Origin of the sequence: Janthinobacterium sp. BJB304 (assembly GCF_002735765.1) — a bacterium.
Taxonomy (GTDB): Bacteria; Pseudomonadota; Gammaproteobacteria; order Burkholderiales; family Burkholderiaceae_D; genus Janthinobacterium.
The window spans coordinates 190,327-208,614 of the sequence record NZ_PDZN01000013.1 but is presented as its reverse complement, the minus strand read 5'-3'; the positions used below and the strand labels follow the sequence as shown (position 1 = coordinate 208,614).

The 18,288-nt window shown below is 60.0% G+C and carries 11 protein-coding genes and 2 rRNA genes; 12 read left to right on the top strand and 1 reads right to left on the bottom strand.

The genetic code is table 11. From position 1 onward, the window contains the following. Together CSQ95_RS17050 and rrf are read left to right on the top strand one after the other, a co-directional pair. Positions 1–71, top strand: a 23S ribosomal RNA gene (locus tag CSQ95_RS17050); the annotation flags it as partial. A 139-nt stretch (positions 72–210) separates the two neighbouring features. After that, positions 211–323 (top strand): 5S ribosomal RNA (gene rrf, locus CSQ95_RS17045). Positions 324–555: 232 nt separating this feature from the next. On the opposite strand, the gene uraH is transcribed toward rrf, so the two are convergent. After that, positions 556–909: a hydroxyisourate hydrolase gene (gene uraH, locus CSQ95_RS17040; RefSeq protein WP_034785620.1), complete on the bottom strand. Its 354-nt coding sequence runs from the start codon at positions 907–909 to the stop codon at positions 556–558. A 120-nt stretch (positions 910–1,029) separates the two neighbouring features. Between uraH and puuE the strand changes: the two genes are divergently transcribed. The 10 genes from puuE (at position 1,030) to CSQ95_RS16990 (ending at position 18,282) form a co-directional block, all read left to right on the top strand. After that, positions 1,030–1,983 (top strand): allantoinase PuuE, encoded by a 954-nt coding sequence (gene puuE / locus CSQ95_RS17035; RefSeq protein ID WP_099410348.1) that lies wholly within the window; start codon positions 1,030–1,032, stop codon positions 1,981–1,983. A 109-nt stretch (positions 1,984–2,092) separates the two neighbouring features. After that, positions 2,093–3,559, top strand: a complete 1,467-nt coding sequence (gene xdhA, locus CSQ95_RS17030; RefSeq protein WP_099410347.1) for a xanthine dehydrogenase small subunit — start codon at positions 2,093–2,095, stop codon at positions 3,557–3,559. A gap of 10 nt (positions 3,560–3,569) precedes the next feature. After that, a complete protein-coding gene (xdhB, locus tag CSQ95_RS17025; RefSeq protein WP_099410346.1) occupies positions 3,570–5,915 on the top strand; it encodes a xanthine dehydrogenase molybdopterin binding subunit in 2,346 nt (781 codons plus the stop codon). Positions 5,916–5,924: 9 nt separating this feature from the next. Beyond that, the gene (xdhC, locus tag CSQ95_RS17020) at positions 5,925–7,004 is read left to right on the top strand and encodes a xanthine dehydrogenase accessory protein XdhC (RefSeq protein WP_099410345.1); all 1,080 of its coding nucleotides are present in this window, start codon (positions 5,925–5,927) and stop codon (positions 7,002–7,004) included. A gap of 9 nt (positions 7,005–7,013) precedes the next feature. Further along, positions 7,014–8,330, top strand: coding sequence for a guanine deaminase (gene guaD / locus CSQ95_RS17015; protein ID WP_099410344.1), 1,317 nt, complete (start codon positions 7,014–7,016; stop codon positions 8,328–8,330). 43 nt (positions 8,331–8,373) lie between these two features. Next, positions 8,374–9,876: an adenosine deaminase gene (locus CSQ95_RS17010; protein WP_099410343.1), complete on the top strand. Its 1,503-nt coding sequence runs from the start codon at positions 8,374–8,376 to the stop codon at positions 9,874–9,876. A 792-nt stretch (positions 9,877–10,668) separates the two neighbouring features. Then, on the top strand, positions 10,669–14,103 hold the full coding sequence (locus CSQ95_RS17005; protein WP_099410342.1) for a TonB-dependent receptor: 3,435 nt from the start codon (positions 10,669–10,671) through the stop codon (positions 14,101–14,103). Positions 14,104–14,259: 156 nt separating this feature from the next. Beyond that, entirely contained in the window at positions 14,260–15,957 is a 1,698-nt protein-coding gene (locus CSQ95_RS17000; protein ID WP_257218086.1) for a bifunctional UDP-sugar hydrolase/5'-nucleotidase, read from the top strand. A gap of 16 nt (positions 15,958–15,973) precedes the next feature. Beyond that, positions 15,974–17,203: a phospholipase D-like domain-containing protein gene (locus CSQ95_RS16995; protein WP_099410341.1), complete on the top strand. Its 1,230-nt coding sequence runs from the start codon at positions 15,974–15,976 to the stop codon at positions 17,201–17,203. A gap of 8 nt (positions 17,204–17,211) precedes the next feature. Next, complete coding sequence (locus CSQ95_RS16990; protein WP_099410364.1) at positions 17,212–18,282, top strand: S1/P1 nuclease; 1,071 nt, start codon at positions 17,212–17,214, stop codon at positions 18,280–18,282. The last annotated feature ends 6 nt before the right edge of the window (positions 18,283–18,288 follow it).

Here is an 18,288-nt window from a genome sequence, read left to right as displayed (position 1 = left end):
GATAGGCTGGGTGTGGAAGTGCAGTAATGCATTAAGCTAACCAGTACTAATTGCCCGTACGGCTTGTCCCTATAACCTTAGCAGGTACAGAGGATAAGACGGTACAACGTTGCGTGTGTGTTGATACACCAATTCATTACCCCAATCTTTGCTTCTTCCAGATTCATGGCCTTGTTGCTCCATAGAGAACAAGCGTCAGTACAAGTTATGCCTGATGACCATAGCAAGTTGGTCCCACCCCTTCCCATCCCGAACAGGACCGTGAAACAACTTTGCGCCGATGATAGTGCTGCAACCAGTGTGAAAGTAGGTTATCGTCAGGCTTGTTATTCGAAAAAACCCCTTCCGGTGATCCGGTTGGGGTTTTTTTACGTCTGGCGCTTGGATACGCCGCTGGTGCTGTCGGCTTACGCTGCGCTAAGCCGACCTACGCCGACCTACGCCTGATCCGACCTACCCCGGCCAACACCGGCCGACATCGACCAAACCGGGTAGGTCGGGTAGGTCGGATTAGCGCGCAGCGCGTAATCCGACAACATTGTTGGTATGGTGGGATCAGCTACCGCGATAGGTCGAGTATGACCACGGCGATACCACCAGCGGCACATGGTAGTTCTCATCCGTATGCGCAATGCCGAAGGACAGGGTCACCAGATCTATAAAGCGGGGCGAGGGCAATTCCACGCCTTGGGCGGCGAAGTAGTCCCCTGCGTTGAACACCAGCTCATACTGGCCAGCCTTCATGCTGTCGCCTTCCAGCAAGGGCGAACTACAACGGCCGTCGCTATTGGTCATATCCATCTTCAATAACACTTTGCCTTCCGGCGCGACTGAAAACAGGGCCACCTTGACACCGGCTCCCGGCCTGCCGTGGGCGATATCGAGTACATGCGTGCTGAGTTTTCCCATTTGCTATCCTGTATATAGGGTGAGTGAATGTGCTTATCTTGCAAATCATATACCTGCATCAGCGGCTGGCTATATGATTGGGCATATAACCAACATTGTCTCCTATAGGCGAGCCACCGCATGAGCACTTATGAAAATTATCCGCGCGATTTGATCGGCTATGGCCGCACGCCACCTCACCCTCAATGGCCGGGAAAAGCCCGTATCGCCCTGCAATTCGTCCTCAATTACGAGGAAGGGGCGGAAAGCAGCGTGCTGCATGGCGATGCTGCCTCGGAAACGTTTTTATCGGAAATGATCGGTGCAGCGGCTTTTCCTGCGCGCCACCTGAGCATGGAGTCGATTTATGAATACGGTTCGCGCGCCGGATTATGGCGCTTGCTGCGCATGTTCGAGGAGCGGCGCCTGCCGTTGACCGTGTTTGGCGTCTCGATGGCCCTGAAGCGCAATCCCGAGGCGGTGGCCGCCTTCCAGGAACTGGGCCATGAAATCGCCTGTCATGGCTTGCGCTGGATTTCCTACCAAAACATGGATGAAGCGACAGAGCGCGAACACATGCGTGTAGCCGTGCAGATCATCCGCGAATTGACGGGTTCCGCCCCGCAAGGCTGGTACACGGGGCGAGATTCACCCAATACGCGCAAACTGGTGGTCGAGCATGGGGGCTTCCGCTACGACGCCGATTATTACGGCGATGACCTGCCATTCTGGGAAAAAGTGGCGTACACGGATGCGGCCGGCATGCCGGCCATGCAGCCCCAGCTGATCGTACCTTATACCCTGGACACGAACGACATGCGCTTTGCCGCCATGCAGGGTTTTAATTCGGGCACACAGTTTTTTGATTACCTGAAGGATGCCTTCGACGTGCTGTACGCGGAAGGCGATCCGAACGGTCTGAATCAGCCGAAGATGCTGTCCATCGGCCTGCATTGCCGCCTGGTGGGGCGTCCGGGACGGGCCGCGGCGCTGGCCCGCTTTCTCGACTATGTGCAGCGCCATGAGCAGGTGTGGATCACGCGCCGCATCGATATTGCCGAACACTGGCATGCGACGCATCCCTGCATCGTCTGAGGGGGCCTGATAAGTATTGATATTGAATGATAAGTAAAATCAGTCTTTGCATATAGTTGTCCCATATGCCGGTGTTAATCTCCTATACTGGGACTATACCGAGGCCAGCATGTCAGAACCGATCCGCTTTTACTACCGTGGTGCCGTACAGGAAGTACGCAACGCCGCCCCTACGCAGACTGTGTTGCAGCACCTGCGCGAGGATTTGCATTGCATGGGTACCAAGGAGGGCTGCGCCGAGGGCGATTGCGGCGCTTGCACCGTCGTCATCGGCAGCCTGGTGGATGGCCAGGTCGAGATGAAGGCCGTTAACGCCTGCATTCAGCTGACGCCCACGCTCGATGGCAAGGCCCTGTTTTCCGTGGAAGACTTGCAGCAGCCTAACGGCGCCCTGCACCCGGTGCAGCAGGCGATGGTCGAGTGCCACGGTTCCCAGTGCGGTTTTTGCACGCCCGGCTTCGTCATGTCTTTGTGGGGCATGTATCTGGAGAAAAACGGCGCCACGCCCACGCGCTGCGAAATCGACGATACGCTGTCGGGCAATCTGTGCCGCTGCACAGGTTACCGACCCATCATCGATGCGGCCAGGCGCATGGGCGAATTGCCGCGTGTCAGCTTTGACCGTGAGGCCCTGGCGCAGCAATTGCAAGCTCTGCAGCGCGCCAACACGAGCACATATGAACATGGCGGCCAGCACTTCCATGCGCCGCGCAGCATCGATGAATTGGTGGCGATGCGTGCGGAAAAGCCGCAGGCCTGCCTGCTGGCCGGCTCCACCGACGTAGGCCTGTGGGTGACCAAGCAACTGCGCGACCTGGGCGACATCATTTATATGGGCAATGTTGCCGCGCTGAAAACCATCGGCATCGTTGACGGCAAGCTGCAGATTGGCGCAGGCGCCCGCCTCAACGATGCGTATGCGGCGCTGTGCCGGCATTATCCGGACGAACTGTCGGAACTGTGGCAGCGTTTTGCTTCCTTGCCGATCCGTAACGCGGGTACTTTGGGCGGTAATGTGGCCAACGGTTCACCCATCGGCGACTCGATGCCGTGGCTGATTGCGCTGGGCAGCGAGATCGTGCTGCGCGGTTCCGCCGGCCAGCGGATCATGCCGCTGGAAAATTTTTATCTTGGCTATCAAAAGAAAGACTTGCAGCCCGGCGAATTCGTCGAAGCCGTGCGCGTGCCCTTGCCCCGTGCCGACGTGCATTTTCGCACGTATAAACTGGCCAAGCGCTTCGACCAGGATATCTCGGCCGTGTGCGCCGCGTTCGCGTTTGAACTCGATGGCGAGCGCATCGTCGATGCGCGCATCGCCTTTGGCGGCATGGCGGCCACGCCGCAGCGCGCCGCGCAAACGGAAGCGTTTTTGCGTGGACAGGCGTGGACGGAAGACAATTTGCTCATCGCCATGCGCTTGCTGGCCGACGATTACGCGCCCCTGTCCGACATGCGCGCGTCGAACAGCTACCGCATGACGACGGCGCAAAACCTGTTGCGCCGCTTCTGGCTGGAAACCCGTCCCGGTGCGCCGTTGCCCCCGACGTCCCTCAACGCCTACGCTTGCCGCGCCTGAAAGGACCAGCATGAATTATCCTGCCACGCCCGAACTGCAAGCGGCCGCCTGGGCCGCCGTGGGCAAGCCCAGCCCCCATGAATCGGCGCAACTGCATGTGCTGGGGCAAGCCACCTACACGGACGATATCGCCGAATTGCAAGGCACCTTGCACGCGGCGCTGGGCCTGTCGCAAAAGCCGCACGCGCGCATCACTGCCATGGATTTATCGGCCGTGCGCGCCGCTGCCGGTGTTGTCGCCGTCTACACGGCGCAGGACATCCCCGGCACCAATGATTGCGGCCCCATCATCCACGACGATCCCATCCTGGCTTTTGATCTGGTGCAATATGTGGGCCAACCGATCTTCATCGTGGTAGCCGATACGCACGATCATGCGCGCCGCGCCGCGCGCCTGGCGCAAGTGTCATACGAGGAATTGCCCGCGATCATGACGCCGCAGGCGGCGAAGGCGGCGCAATCGTATGTGCTGCCGCCGATGCAGCTGACACGCGGCAACTACCAGGCCGCGTTCGAGATGGCGCCGCACGTGGTCAAGGGCCAGCTGTATGTGGGCGGTCAGGAACAGTTTTATCTGGAAGGACAGATTTCCTACGCCATCCCGAAGGAGGCGCAGGGCATGCTGCTGCTGTGTTCGACCCAGCATCCGAGCGAGATGCAGCACGTGGTGGCGCATGCGCTGGGTGTACATTCGCACAACATCACCGTCGAATGCCGGCGCATGGGCGGCGGTTTCGGCGGCAAGGAATCGCAATCGGCCCTGTGGGCGGCGGCCGCATCGGTCGCGGCGGCCAAACTGAAGCGTCCCGTCAAATTGCGTGCCGACCGCGACGACGACATGCTGGTGACGGGCAAGCGCCACTGTTTCTACTATGAATACGAAGTGGGTTACGACGACGATGGCCGCATCCTTGCCGCCAGGGTCGACATGACCACGCGCGCCGGCTATTCGGCCGACTTGTCCGGTCCCGTCGCCACGCGCGCCGTCTGCCATTTCGACAACACATATTACCTGTCCGACGTGGATATCCGCGCCGCCTGCGGCAAGACGAATACGCAGTCGAACACGGCTTTCCGGGGCTTTGGCGGGCCGCAGGGCGCCATCGCCATCGAGTATGTGATCGATGAAATCGCCCGCCATTTGCAACGCGACGCGCTCGATATCCGCCTGCTCAATTTCTATGGCCGCAACGATGCGGAAGGGCGCAACGTCACGCCGTATGGGCAAAAAATCGTCGACAATGTCATCCATGAGCTCGTCGCGGAACTGGAAGAGAGCAGCGACTACCGCGCGCGCCGCCGGGCCATCGATGCGTTCAACGAAGCCAGCCCTGTCTTGAAGAAGGGCCTGGCATTCACGCCCTTGAAATTCGGCATCGCCTTCAACGTCACGCATCTGAACCAGGCCGGCGCCCTCGTGCACGTGTACGTGGATGGCTCCGTGCTGGTCAATCATGGCGGCACGGAAATGGGGCAGGGCATCAATACCAAGGTGATGCAGGTGGTGGCGCACGAGCTGGGACTGGACCTCGAATGCGTGCGGGCCACGGCCACCGACACCAGCAAGGTGGCGAACACGTCGGCCACGGCGGCGTCCACCGGCGCTGACCTGAATGGCAAGGCGGCGCAGGACGCGGCGCGCCAGATCCGCGAACGTCTGGCCGATTATGCGGTCAAACTGTACGGTGGCGACGCTGGCACTGTGCGCTTCTTCGACAACCATATCCACGTCAATGGTCACGTCGTGCCGTTTGCCGAGCTGGTGCAGAAGGCATATCTGGCTAGAGTGCAATTGTGGTCCGATGGTTTTTATGCCACGCCCGGGCTGTCGTGGGATGCGAAAACGATGACGGGCCATCCGTTTTCCTACTATGCCTATGGCGCGGCTGTGGCCGAAGTGGTGGTCGATACCCTGACGGGCGAGTGGAAACTGCTGCGCGCCGATGCCTTGTACGATGCGGGCCAGTCGCTCAATCCCGCGATTGATCTGGGGCAAGTGGAAGGCGCATTTATCCAAGGCATGGGCTGGCTGACGACGGAGCAGCTGTGGTGGAATGCGGCAGGCAAGCTGATGACGCACGCGCCATCGACCTATAAAATTCCCGGCATTTCCGATTGCCCGGAAGATTTCCGTGTGAAACTGTTCCAGAACCGCAATGTGGAAGACAGTATCCACCGTTCCAAGGCCGTGGGTGAGCCGCCGCTGCTGTTGCCGTTTTCCGTGTTCTTCGCCATCCGCGACGCCATTTCCAGCGTGGGCCATCACGCCGTGCAGCCGCCGCTGAATGCACCGGCCACCAGCGAGGAAATCCTCAAGGCGGTCATGGCCGTCCAAGCGGCGCATGTCGGCGCCTAGGAGCAGAAGATGAGCGACTGGCTGACAGCGATGGACAACGACACGCAGGCATCCGTGCTGGTGACGGTGGCCCTGGTCGAAGGTTCCGGGCCGCGCGAGGCGGGCGCGAAGATGCGCGTCACCCTCGATGGCCAAGTCGACACCATCGGCGGCGGTCACCTGGAATTGCGTGCCGTCGAAATTGCCAAGACCATGCTGGCGACAAAAGACACGCATGCGCGGCTCGAGCGTTTTGCGCTGGGCCCCAGCCTGGGCCAATGCTGCGGCGGCGTCGTCCACCTGGCCTTTGAATATGTCGATGCCGGCCTGAAAGAATTGCTGGCTGCTTTGCGCGAACGCCGCCAGCAGGATAGTTGGCGCCTGACGGCGCTCGATGGCGAACCCGCCTCTGCGCTGTTCGATGCCGACGGCAGCTTGATCGCCGGCACGCCAGGCCAGGCACCCGATACGTTTTCACGCGAGCGCGCAACCCATGTCGCGCAGGGGAGTGAAGGGCGGCGCTGGCTGGTCGACCCCTGCCTGGCGCCGCGCGCCCATCTGACCCTGTTTGGCGCCGGCCACGTGGGCGCGGCCATCGTGCGCGCGCTGGCCCACTTGCCCTGCAATATCACCTGGGTCGATGAACGCGAAGACATGTTTCTCGCAGCATTGCCGGCGGGGGTGCCAGCTAACGTGCGCATCGCCGCCACCGACGCGCCCGAGGAATTCGTTGCCATGGCGCCGCCGGGCGGCAGCTATCTGGTCATGACGCATAGTCATGCGCTGGATCAACGCTTGACGCAAGCCATCATGGAGCGCGAGGATGCGGGCTGGTTCGGGCTGATCGGTTCGCACACCAAGCGCAAGCAGTTCGAGCACCGGCTGCAGGCGCGTGGCGTGCCGGACGAGCGCATTGCCGCCATGGTGTGTCCGATCGGCATGCCCGGCATCCGCAACAAGGCGCCGGCCGTGATCGCCGCCTCCGTTGCCTGTCAATTACTGATGGTGTGGGAGGAAGCCGCCGCTGCAGCCCTGGCCGCACCGCTGCGGCTGGCTTCTGCCAGCGCGCCACCGCGCCGCCCGACACGCGCCGCCATTCACCCGTTATAGAAAGAAGTCATGCCGATTGTTCCTGCCACATTGCAAGCCTACCGAGCCAGCTTGCTGCACTTCCACGCCGATCCCGCTTTTAATGAGGATGCGCACGCCTGGCATGCGGATGGCTTGCTGATCGTGGCCGACGGCAAGATCGTCGCGGCCGGCGATTACGCGCAGCTGCAAGCCACTTTGCCGCCTGGCACCGAGATCGTCGATTACCGGGGCAAGCTGATCGTGCCGGGTTTCATTGATACCCATCTGCATTTCCCGCAGACGGAAATGATTGCCTCGCCCGCGCCGGGTTTGCTGCCATGGCTGGAAACGTACACCTTCCCTACAGAGCGCGCGTTTGAGAATCCCGAGCATGGGCGCGATGTCGCCGAGTTCTTTCTCGATGAACTGCTGCGCTGCGGCACCACGACGGCCATGGTGTATGGCAGCGTGCATCCGCAATCGGTCGATGCCTTCTTTGGCGCCAGCGAGGCGCGCGGCTTGCGCATGGTGGCGGGCAAGGTCATGATGGACCGCAACTGCCCCGAGTTCCTGCGCGACACGGCCGAGTCCGGCGCGCGTGAAAGCGAGGAATTGATACGCCGCTGGCACAAGCACGGCCGCTCGCTGTATGCGATCACGCCCCGCTTCGTGCCGACGTCGACAAATGAACAGATGCACCTGGCGGGCGAGCTGGCGCGCGCCTATCCGGATACCTATCTGCAAACCCACGTGTCGGAGAACGAGGATGAATGCCGCTGGGTGCGCGAACTGCATCCGCAGGCGCGCAGCTACCTCGATGTGTATGACCACTACGGCATGCTGCGCCCGCGCGCCATGTTCGGTCACTGCATCTGGCTCGATGAGCGCGACCGCGCGCGCATGGCGGAAACGTCCTCGGCGGCCGCCATTTGTCCTACGTCAAACCTGTTCCTCGGTAGCGGCCTGTTCGATTTCGAGCGGGCCGATGCGGCGAAAGTGCTGTTGTCGCTGGCGACGGACGTGGGCGGCGGCACCTCGTTCTCGATGTTGCAAACCATGAACGAAGCCTATAAAGTAGCACGCTTGAAAGGCAGCTATCTGCCTGCCTTGCGCATGTTTTACCTGGCGACCCTGGGCGCCGCGCGCGCCATGCAGCTGGAAGGCACCCTGGGCAATTTCACGGCAGGCACGGAAGCGGACTTCATCGTGCTCGACAAGCAAGCGACGCCGCTGCTCGAGCGCCGCACGGCTGGCTGTCAAAGCCTGGAGGAATTGCTGTTTGCCTTCGCGCTGCTGGGCGATGACCGCGCCGTGGCCGCCACCTATTCAGGCGGGCAATGCGTGCATGTGCGGGGGCAGGGCTGACCTACCCGTTGTTCAACACGAATTATCCTGAGCGAGAACGCGAATGCACAAGAAACTCACTGGCCTGGCGCTTGGCGCCGCGCTGGCATTGACCGGAACGGCGCAAGCCGCCAAGGCCGTGGCCACTCCGTCTTCCAACGAAGCGGCCACGGCGCGCCATTTTGCCGCCCTGGTGTCCGGTGCACAGCCAAAGACAGCCGAGTTGAGCCTGTTCTTTTCCATGATGCCCAAGGGCGGCGACTTGCATCACCATTACTCGGGCGCCATTTATGCCGAGCAATTTCTCGACTGGGTCGACAAGGAAAACTATTGCGTCAACAAGACGACCTACCGCATCGAAAGCAACAAGGACGTCGTGGCGGCCGAGCGCGCCAAGCCGGCCGCACAGCGCAGCTGCCTGTCGTCCACGGAAGTGTTTGCCGATGCGGGCCTGTATGCGGAATTGCTGCAGCGCTGGTCGACCAAGGATTTCTATAACCACGGTGCCGTCCAGACGCCGCCGGACCGTACCTTTTTTGACACCTTCGGCTACTTCGGTCCCGTGGCATCGACGAATACGGCCGACGGCCTGAAAACGCTGAAGCAGCGCGCCATCGCGGAAAACCTCAGCTATATCGAGACGATTTTCGAGCTGTCGCCCTTCGTGCAAAACGCGCAGTTCGACCAGCAGGTGCTGGCGCCGGGCTTGCCGCCGGCTGCGTTGCAAGCGCTGCTGGCCAAGTGGACCGCCAGCCTGGACCAGGATGCCAGCTTCCAGAAAAGCATCACCGCCTACAACGACAATGTGAACGCCAGCAGCGCCGGCATCGACGATGCGAACTTCACCATGCGCTACCAGGCGTATGTGCTGCGTTTCCTGTCGCCATCGCAAGTGTTCTCGTCCATGGTGGCCGCGTTCAAGGCGGCCAGCCTCAATCCGCTGCTGGTGGGCGTGAACATCGTGGGCCAGGAAAGCGTGAACGTGTCCATGCGCGATTACAGCTTGCACATGGAAATGTTCAAGTTCCTCAAGACAAAATATCCGAACGTCAAGATCGCCCTGCACGCGGGCGAGCTGGCGCTGGGCATGGTGCCGCCGGAAGGCATGGCTTTCCATATCGCCGAAGCCGTCGATGTGGCGGGCGCCGACCGTATCGGCCACGGCATGGATATCGCCTACGAGCACAATGCGCTGGCGACCATGCAAAAGATGCGCGAGCGGGGCATTCCCGTGGAAGTGAACCTGACCAGCAATGATTACATCCTCGGCATCAAGGGCCAGGCGCATCCGGTCACCCTGTACCGCAAGTATGGCGTGCCCTTTGTCATTTCCACCGATGACGCGGGCGTGTCGCGCAACACCTTGTCGAATGAATACGTGCTGTTTGCCAGCCGGTACAAGACCGATTATGCGGAAATCAAAAAGCTGTCGTATAACAGCCTGCGCTATTCCTTCCTGGCGGAAGCGGACAAGCAGCGTTTGCTGAAAGCGCTCGATGCCCGTTTCACCCGGTTTGAAGCGCAAATTGCGGCGGCCGACAAGGCAGGCAAGAGCGGCAAACCGTAAGTTACGCGACGTTCACAACTGACACTCTCAGGGCGGCCGGATCTTCCGGCCGTTTTCCATTTCTCCCCTCCCTTTCTTATAATGTGTTTTTGTTAATGTTGTGGCGGCCATGCGACACAATTAACAGCAGATACACGACTTTATCCAATTTCCTGGATGAATCAATTTCAAGTACATATTGCTCATTTATAATCTCGCGCCATAAGCCCGAACGCTGTCAGCACGATATCAATCCAGCTAGTTACCCCATGCTATTTATATTTTAAATATATAAATATGTAAAAAAAATCGTATTTGTCATCCATTTTTTGATGATGCATAGTGAGATGAAGATGATATTAAAAAGTCACAATTCATCTGGGCGATATCGTAAGAAGATGGGTATTTGCAGTAAATAAAGGTGAGATGCAGAGTGAAACAAACAGTCGCGCAGCTAAATGACGACATTCTTCTGCATTTTGCCGCCGTGTCACAGTCTTGAAATATTTAACAATTACACTCGCGGCTTGCCATGTTGGCCGGCTAAGCATGTGGGATGAATGACACAGGTGCTAGCGCCCTGGGTCATACGGATCGGTAGCAGTTTTTTCCACCGTTATTGTCTGGATATAAATAGTTGTGATGTGTGGAGCGGCGTTTTGTGATGGTCTTGTCAGGACCGCAGCCAGTCCCGCCGGCGTAACAGTTGCAGCATCGTAAAGAGGAGATCTTGTGTTTGTGTTGCTGTGCGGCGCAGCCGGACGGTGGGCAATCCAGGATGTTCAAAAATAATAGTCTTTTCTGGGGTTAAAGATGATCAATCACAAGCGACTTCGGCTAACGCAAATCGCGTTCAGCCTGTCTATTGCACTGGCGGCGGCACCATCGTTCGCACAGAACACTACGTCTTCCATCGGCGGCCGTATCTCGGCCACCGACGGCAAGCCGGCAGCTGGTGCCACCGTTACCATCGTGCATACCGAATCGGGTTCCGTCAGCAATGTGACGACCGATGCGGAAGGCCGCTACGTCGCCCGCGGCTTGCGCGCCGGCGGTCCATACACCATCACCATCACCAAGAATGGTGAAGTGGAAAAACGCGAAGGCGTGTACGTGCAGCTGGCGGAAACAGCCAATGTGGACGCGACCCTGGGCGCCCAGATGCAAACCGTGAACGTCACGGGCACGGGCGCACGCGCACAGATTTTTAACCGCAGCAACATGGGTGCGGGCACCAACATTGGCGCGAACGAATTGGCCATGCAAGCGTCGATCCAGCGCAATCTGCAAGATTACGCCCGTTCCGATCCGCGTGTTTCGCAAACGGACAAAGAGCGCGGCGAATTGTCCGTTGCCGGTCAAAACTCGCGCTACAACTCGATGACCATCGATGGCGTGGCCGTGAACGATACGTTCGGCCTGGAATCGAACGGCAGCCCGACGGCCAAGCAGCCGATCTCGATCGATGCGATCCAGTCGGTGCAAGTGAACGTCGCCAACTACGACGTGACGCAAAAAGGCTATACGGGCGCCAACATCAATGCCGTGACCAAGTCCGGTACCAATGATGTCAAGGGCAGCGTCTATTATGTGTTCCGTAATGACCGGATGGCCGGTGACCGTTACGACAACGTCAAAGACAGCTATTACGCACCTGCGCCGTTCCGCGAAACGACCAAGGGCATTTCCGTCGGCGGCCCGCTGATCAAGGACAAGCTGTTCTTCTTTGCCAACAAGGAAAAGCTGGAAAGCACCCGCACGGCGCCAAACTTTGGTCCAATTGGCAGCGCGATGACGAACGTCGGTATTACCGAGTCCGCTATTGCCGCTTTACAGACGATTGCCAAGGATAAGTACAACTTGCCAGTCGGTACCACGGCCGTCCCCGCAGGCACGAAGTTGACGGTAGATGATGTCTTGCTGAAACTGGACTGGAACATCAACGACAACCATCGCGCCATGGTTCGCTACTCCAAAACCGATCAATCCGAGCCGATGTTTACCGGTGTATCGGATAGCGGCATCGCATTGAACTCGGCCTGGCGCTCGCAGGAAAAGTCGATCGAAACCATCGTCGGCCAGTGGTTTGCCGACTGGACGCCAAATTTCTCGACGGAATTCAAAGTATCGTCGCGCGACTATGAAAGTCTGCCGAAGAACAATTCCACCCTGCCAACCATGTCCCTCAAGTTTACGGGTGATGTGCCGGCAGGATCGCCTGCAGGCGTGTCGACCAAAGACCGCTACCTGAACTTTGGTACTGACCAGTCGTACCAATTCAACGTCTTGCGCACCAAGACCAAGGATGCCTACCTGGGCGCCAACTGGGCCTTGGGCGATCATGAAGTCAAGTTCGGCACCGACTTCAGCAAGAACGATGTCTACAATGCGTTCCTGCAGAACATCAACGGCAACTACACCTTCGGCTGTATCAATAATGTCGGATACTCGTTTGTCAAACCGAACCCTGACGGCAGCACTACTTTCAACTGCAACAGCTCGGCCGCTCTTCAGGAACAAGCCGTACTGGAAAATTTCCGTACCGGACGCCCGAGCTCTTACCAGGTGCAAGTACCGTTGCCAGGTGGCTCGCTGGAAAACGCCATTGCTGATTTCAGCCTGAAAAACTATGGCTTCTTCGCTCAGGACGTATGGACCGTCAACAAACAGTTGACCGTGCAGTATGGCGTGCGTGTCGACAAGGCCGGCATCAGCGACCGTCCGCTTTATAACGCTGCTGCGGCTGCACCTATGGTGGCTGCCAACGCGCAGACGGGCAAGGCACAAAGCGGTGGTTTTGGCCTGAACAATACGCAAACCATCGATGGTCAGACACTGTGGCAGCCACGTGTGGGCTTCAACTACAAGTTTGACAGCGCCCGTCCTACCCAGTTGCGCGGCGGCGTCGGCCTGTTCCAGGGCGCGGCAGCCACGGTCTGGATGTCGAACCCGTTCGCCAATCCTGGCGTGGCAACCCGTATCGTCGGTTGCGGCACCAGCGGCTTCAAGGCTTGCCCATCGGTAGGTGGCTTGTTCAATCCTGATCCGAACACCCAGCCGACGAACTTCCCTGATGCCGCCCCTGCAGCCAACGTCGACTTCCTGTCGCCTAACCTGCGCCAGCCATCGATCTGGAAGGGCAACCTGGCATTCGAACATGAGTTGCCATGGATGGGCCTGGTTTTCGGCGCGGAATACCTGCGCACGCAAAACAAGGATGCCATTTACTATGAGCATTTGAATCTGGGCACGGCGACGCGTACCGGTACCGATGGCCGTGCGTTGTACTACTCGAACACTGCCTACAATACGAACTGCTGGACTTCCACCGGTGGCTTGTCGTCGACCAATGCGGGTTGCGCGGGTTCCTTCGCCAAGGCACTCAAGAACCCTGCGTTCAACAACGTCATGGTTGCGCAGAAAACGGACAAGGGCGCGGGTAATCTGGTGACGCTGTCGGTCAGCCAGCCGATGACCAAGGGCTTTGGCTGGTCGGTTGCCTACACCTATACGGATGCAACGGAAGTGTCGCCGCTGACCTCGTCGGTATCGACATCGAACTTCAACGCCCGTTCGATCTTCAATCCGAATGAAAACGTCGCCGCCAATTCCGGCTACCTGGTGAAAGACCGCTTCAATGCTGTGTTGAACTTCCAGAAACGCTTCTTCGACAACTACAAGACCAGCTTCGGCCTGTTCTATGAAGGCCGCAAGGGCAAACCATACAGCTGGACCTACAGCAATGACTTGAACGGTGACGGCGTCAGCGGCAATGACTTGATGTATATCCCATCGAAACCAGGTTCGGGCGAAGTGGTATTCCGTGGCGATACGGCAAACAACCATGCCAACGAAGATCGTTTCTGGGCATTTGTTAACGCAAACGGCGACCTGCGCAGTTCGAAAGGCGGCGTGGTGAAGCGTAACGACAGCTTCTCGCCTTGGACCAACAGCTTCGATATGCGTGTCAGCCAGGAAGTCCCAGGCTTCTTCAAAGGCAACAAAGGCGTGTTCACGATGGACTTCTTCAACGTGGGCAACATGATCAACCGCAAGTGGGGCCGTATCAATGAAATGGCTTTCCGCTCGGCTGGCGGTCAAACGCGTAACTTTGTTGATTTTGCCGGTCTCGATGCTCAAGGTCGCTACATCTACCAAGTGCGTGACAAGGTAGAAGACTACACCGTGCGTCAACAAAAGGGTGAGTCCCAATGGGCGATCCAGGCGACGGTCAAGTACGAGTTCTAATCTCGACGCTTGATTGACGTTCCGAACGGCTGGTGGCGACACCGGCCGTTTTTTCGTTTATGTTGTGCTTTCTGGTAATACTCTGATGGGCTTGCGGCGCACGGCGTCCCCCCGGATGAGACGGCTTTTTTGAATACTGATAACCATGTGGGGACCATGAAACATCATCCGACACCACTGGCCGCGGCGGCGGCCCTGACTGTGCTGCTGGCCGCCTGTGCCACGCCTCCCGCGCCTAGCGCGACGCCCATCGATATCAACCTGGTCGCCCTGAACGACTTCCACGGCAACCTCGACCGCAGCAAATTCACCTACACGAGCGCCGCCGATGCCGGGAGCAAGACGGTGCAGGCCGGCGGCATCGACACCTTGTCCGGCGCATTGAAGGCGTGGCGGCGCGAAGATGCGCAGCTGATTTTTGTCGGCAATGGCGACCTGGTCGGCGCCAGCCCCGCCATGTCTGCGCTGTGGGCGGACGAACCGAGCATCGTCGCCATGAACATGCTGGGCATGAAAGCCAGCTCCGTCGGCAACCATGAATTTGACCAGGGCAAGGCGGAATTGCTGCGCCAGCAGCGCGGCGGCTGCGAGTCGTCGCGCGCCGACAAGGCGTGCAAGTTCACGCCCGACTTCAAGGGCGCCAGCTATACCTATATGGCGGCCAATGTGATCGACACGCAGACGGGCAAGTCCCTGCTGCCCGCCTATCGCATCGAAGAGGCGCATGGCGTCAAGGTGGGCTTGATCGGCGCCGTGCTGAAAGATACGCCGTCCGTGGTGACGGCCGCCGGCATTGCCGGTCTGCAATTCGGCGATGAAGCGGACGCCATCAACGCCACCTTGCCGCAGTTGCGCGCGCAGGGCGTGGGCGTGTTCGTCGTGCTGTTGCACCAGGGCGGCGAGACGAAGGAAGCCGTCGACCAGCCCGACTGCAGCCACCTGAAGGGCGAAGTGGTCGACGTGGTCAAGCGCCTCGACCCGGCCATCCAGCTGGTCATCAGCGGCCATTCGCACCAGGGCTATCTGTGCCGCGTCGATGGCCGGCTGGTGACGCAGGCACAGATGGGCGGACACATGCTGACGCGCATCAAGCTCAAGGTCGATCCCGTCAAGAATGCCTTGATCGATGCCAGCGCGCAAAACGTCGTCATGTTGCCAGGCATGTATGAGCCGGAGCCGGCCGTGGCAGCCTACCTGGAATCGGTCAAGCAGCGCAGTGCGGCCGCATTGTCGCGCCCCGTGGCCGCCATCGCCGTGCCGAGCGTGGGCCGCAACACCAAGGGCAGCGGCGCTTCCGCACTGGGCGACCTGGTGGCCGACAGCACCCTGTTCGGCGCGCGCGCTGCCGGCGCGCAAATCGGCCTGATGAACAATGGCGGCATCCGCAAGGACCTGGAAGCGGGCGCCGGCCTGATGACGAACGTGGGCCAGAACCAGGCAGTGGTGCCGTTTGGCAATACGCTGATCGTCGTGAGTCTGTCCGGCGCGCAAATCCGCACCTTGCTCGAGCAGCAATGGCCGGGCGCCGAAGCGGAGGACAACAATCTGCTGCAAGTGTCCGAAGGTTTCAGTTATCGCTGGGACAGCACGCAGCCCCAGGGCCAGCGCGTGCTGCCAGGCAGCATCATGCTCAATGGTATTCCTCTGGAAGACAATCAACAATATCGTGTCGCCGCCAACAGTTTCCTCGCCGGCGGCGGCGACCGCTTTACCGTGCTGGCGGCCGGCACGCGCCGTCTGGACACGGGCGTGCGCGACATCGACGCCTTCAGCGATTACCTGATCGCCTGCGCGCGCGCCGGCAAACCGGCCGGCAGTGCCACGGCGGCGGGCCGCATCGTACGCGTCAAATAATCTACAAGGAATAACCATGCGTCGCTTATCTGTTTCCCTGCTCGTCACTACCCTGTTCGCGGGCAGCGCCCACGCTGATTTCACGATACCCGGCTTTGAACTCGTGCACACCTCGCCCGTGGAAACCACCTTGACGAACCCCGACTTGCGCGAGCCCGTTGCCGTGTGGAGCGAGCTGTTCGATGGTGCAAAAAAAGAAATCGTCATCGCCCAGTTCTATGCCGTCAGCAAACCGGGCACGGCCTTTGAAAAGGTGCTGGCCAGCTTGACGGCCGCCGGCCAGCGCGGCGTGAAGATCCGCTTCCTGCTGGACCAGAAGGGCGTGGGCCTGTCGGAAGCGGCGACCATCGCGCAGATCAAGGCGATCCCGAACCTGGACTTGCGCCTCATCGATTTCAATAAAATCACGGGCAACGGCATCGTGCACGCGAAATACCTGGCCGTCGATGGTGAAGTCGCGTACATCGGCAGCCAGAACTTCGACTGGCGCTCGTTCGAGCACATCCATGAAACGGGCTTGAAGATCACGGAACCCGCCATGGTGGGCCAGGTGCAGGCGATTTTTGAACAGGATTGGCAAGCCCAGGCGCTGACGTCGCAAGGCAGCCGCGCCACGGTGCTCAACAGCAAGGTCGTGCCGGCCAATTACGCGCAAAACGCTTTCCTGCTGGCCAGCCCGAACGCCTACAACCCGGCCGGCGTGGGCGACTCGGAAACGGGCTTGCCCGCCCTGCTGGCGGAAGCGAAAAACGAAGTGCGCATCCAGTTGCTCGACTATGCGCCGCTGTCGTATGGCCCGAACCGCACGCGGCCGTACTACGCCGTGATCGACAACGCCGTGCGCGCCGCCGCCCAGCGTGGCGTCAAAATCAAGCTGATGGTGTCCGCCTGGAATACGGAAGCGCCCGCCATCGCCTACCTGAAAAGCCTGGCCCTGGTGCCGAACGTGGAAATCCGCATCGTGACGATTCCCACGGCCTCGACGGGTTTCATCCCGTTTGCGCGCGTGATCCACAGCAAGACCATGAGCATTGATGGCAAGCTGGCCTGGGTCGGCACGAGCAACTGGGCGGGCGGCTATTTCGATTTGTCGCGCAACCTGGAAGTGGTGCTGCGTAACGATGCCATGGCGCAGCGCATTGCCGCGCTGCATGAGCAGACGTGGAGCTCGGCGTATGCGCAACCGATCGACATCAACAAGCAGTATCCGAAGCCGGCCAAGGCCGCGCCGCAAGGCAAGGAATAATGGTGAACATGAAAAAATTACTCTGCGTGCTGGCGCTGGGTGCCGCTTTCGCTTCCGGCAATGTGCTGGCCTGGGGCAATGACGGCCACCGCGCCGTGGGTGCCATCGCCGATCAATTGCTCAAGGGCAGCGTGGCCCAGGCGCAGGTGGCTAGGTTGCTGTTGCCCGGCGAAAGCCTGGAAAAGATCGCCAACTGGCCCGATTGCGTGAAGGGCACGTATTGCGGCCCGCAATCGCCGGAGATGTTGAGCTATGTCGCGGCGAATCCCAAGCATGGCGAATATCACTACACGAACGTGCCTTTTCAACATGCGCATTACCACGACCATGGCGTGGGCACGGCCGATGACGATATCGTGCAGACGCTCAAGCGGGCGATCCTGGTGTTGCAGGGCAAGGCCGATGCGGCCAGCAATCCGCACGGTTTCAGCCAGCGCGAAGCGCTGATCCTGATCACGCACCTGGTGGGCGATATCCACCAGCCATTGCATGTGGGCAATGCGTTTCTCGGCAAGGATGGCCAGTTCTTCGTGCCCGCCACGCAGGCGCAGATCGACGACGTCGCCGTTTTCAATGCGCGCGGCGGCAACGACTTGCTGCTCGACGATGCGAAGATGACGGCCTTGTCGGATGCCGTGATTCCCGCGCCGCTGCCGGCGGAAGCGGGCGATGCCAAGCCTGCCAGCAGCTATCCGAAGTCGCCCACCAGGCCCCTGCATTCCTACTGGGACACGACCGTGGTCGATTACGCCATGCGCCGCCTGAGCACGCGCACGCCGCAGCAGTTCGCCCGCACCGTGATCGCCAGCGTTCCCGTGGTGAGCGCCAACAGCGGCGACCCCGCCACCTGGCCGTATCAGTGGGCCGATGCCGCGCTGGCGGCGTCAAAGCTTGCTTTCACGGATGTGGTGGCTGGTCCCGCCACGCAGCAGACCAGCCGCAAGGGCGAGGTCTACAACGTCTGGACCCTGACGGTGCCGGACAACTATCCGGTACCGAGTTCTGCGCTGGCGAAGCAGCAGCTGACCGAGGCGGGCTATCGCCTGGCCGCCGTGCTGCAGGCGATCTGGCCACAGTAAAGATGT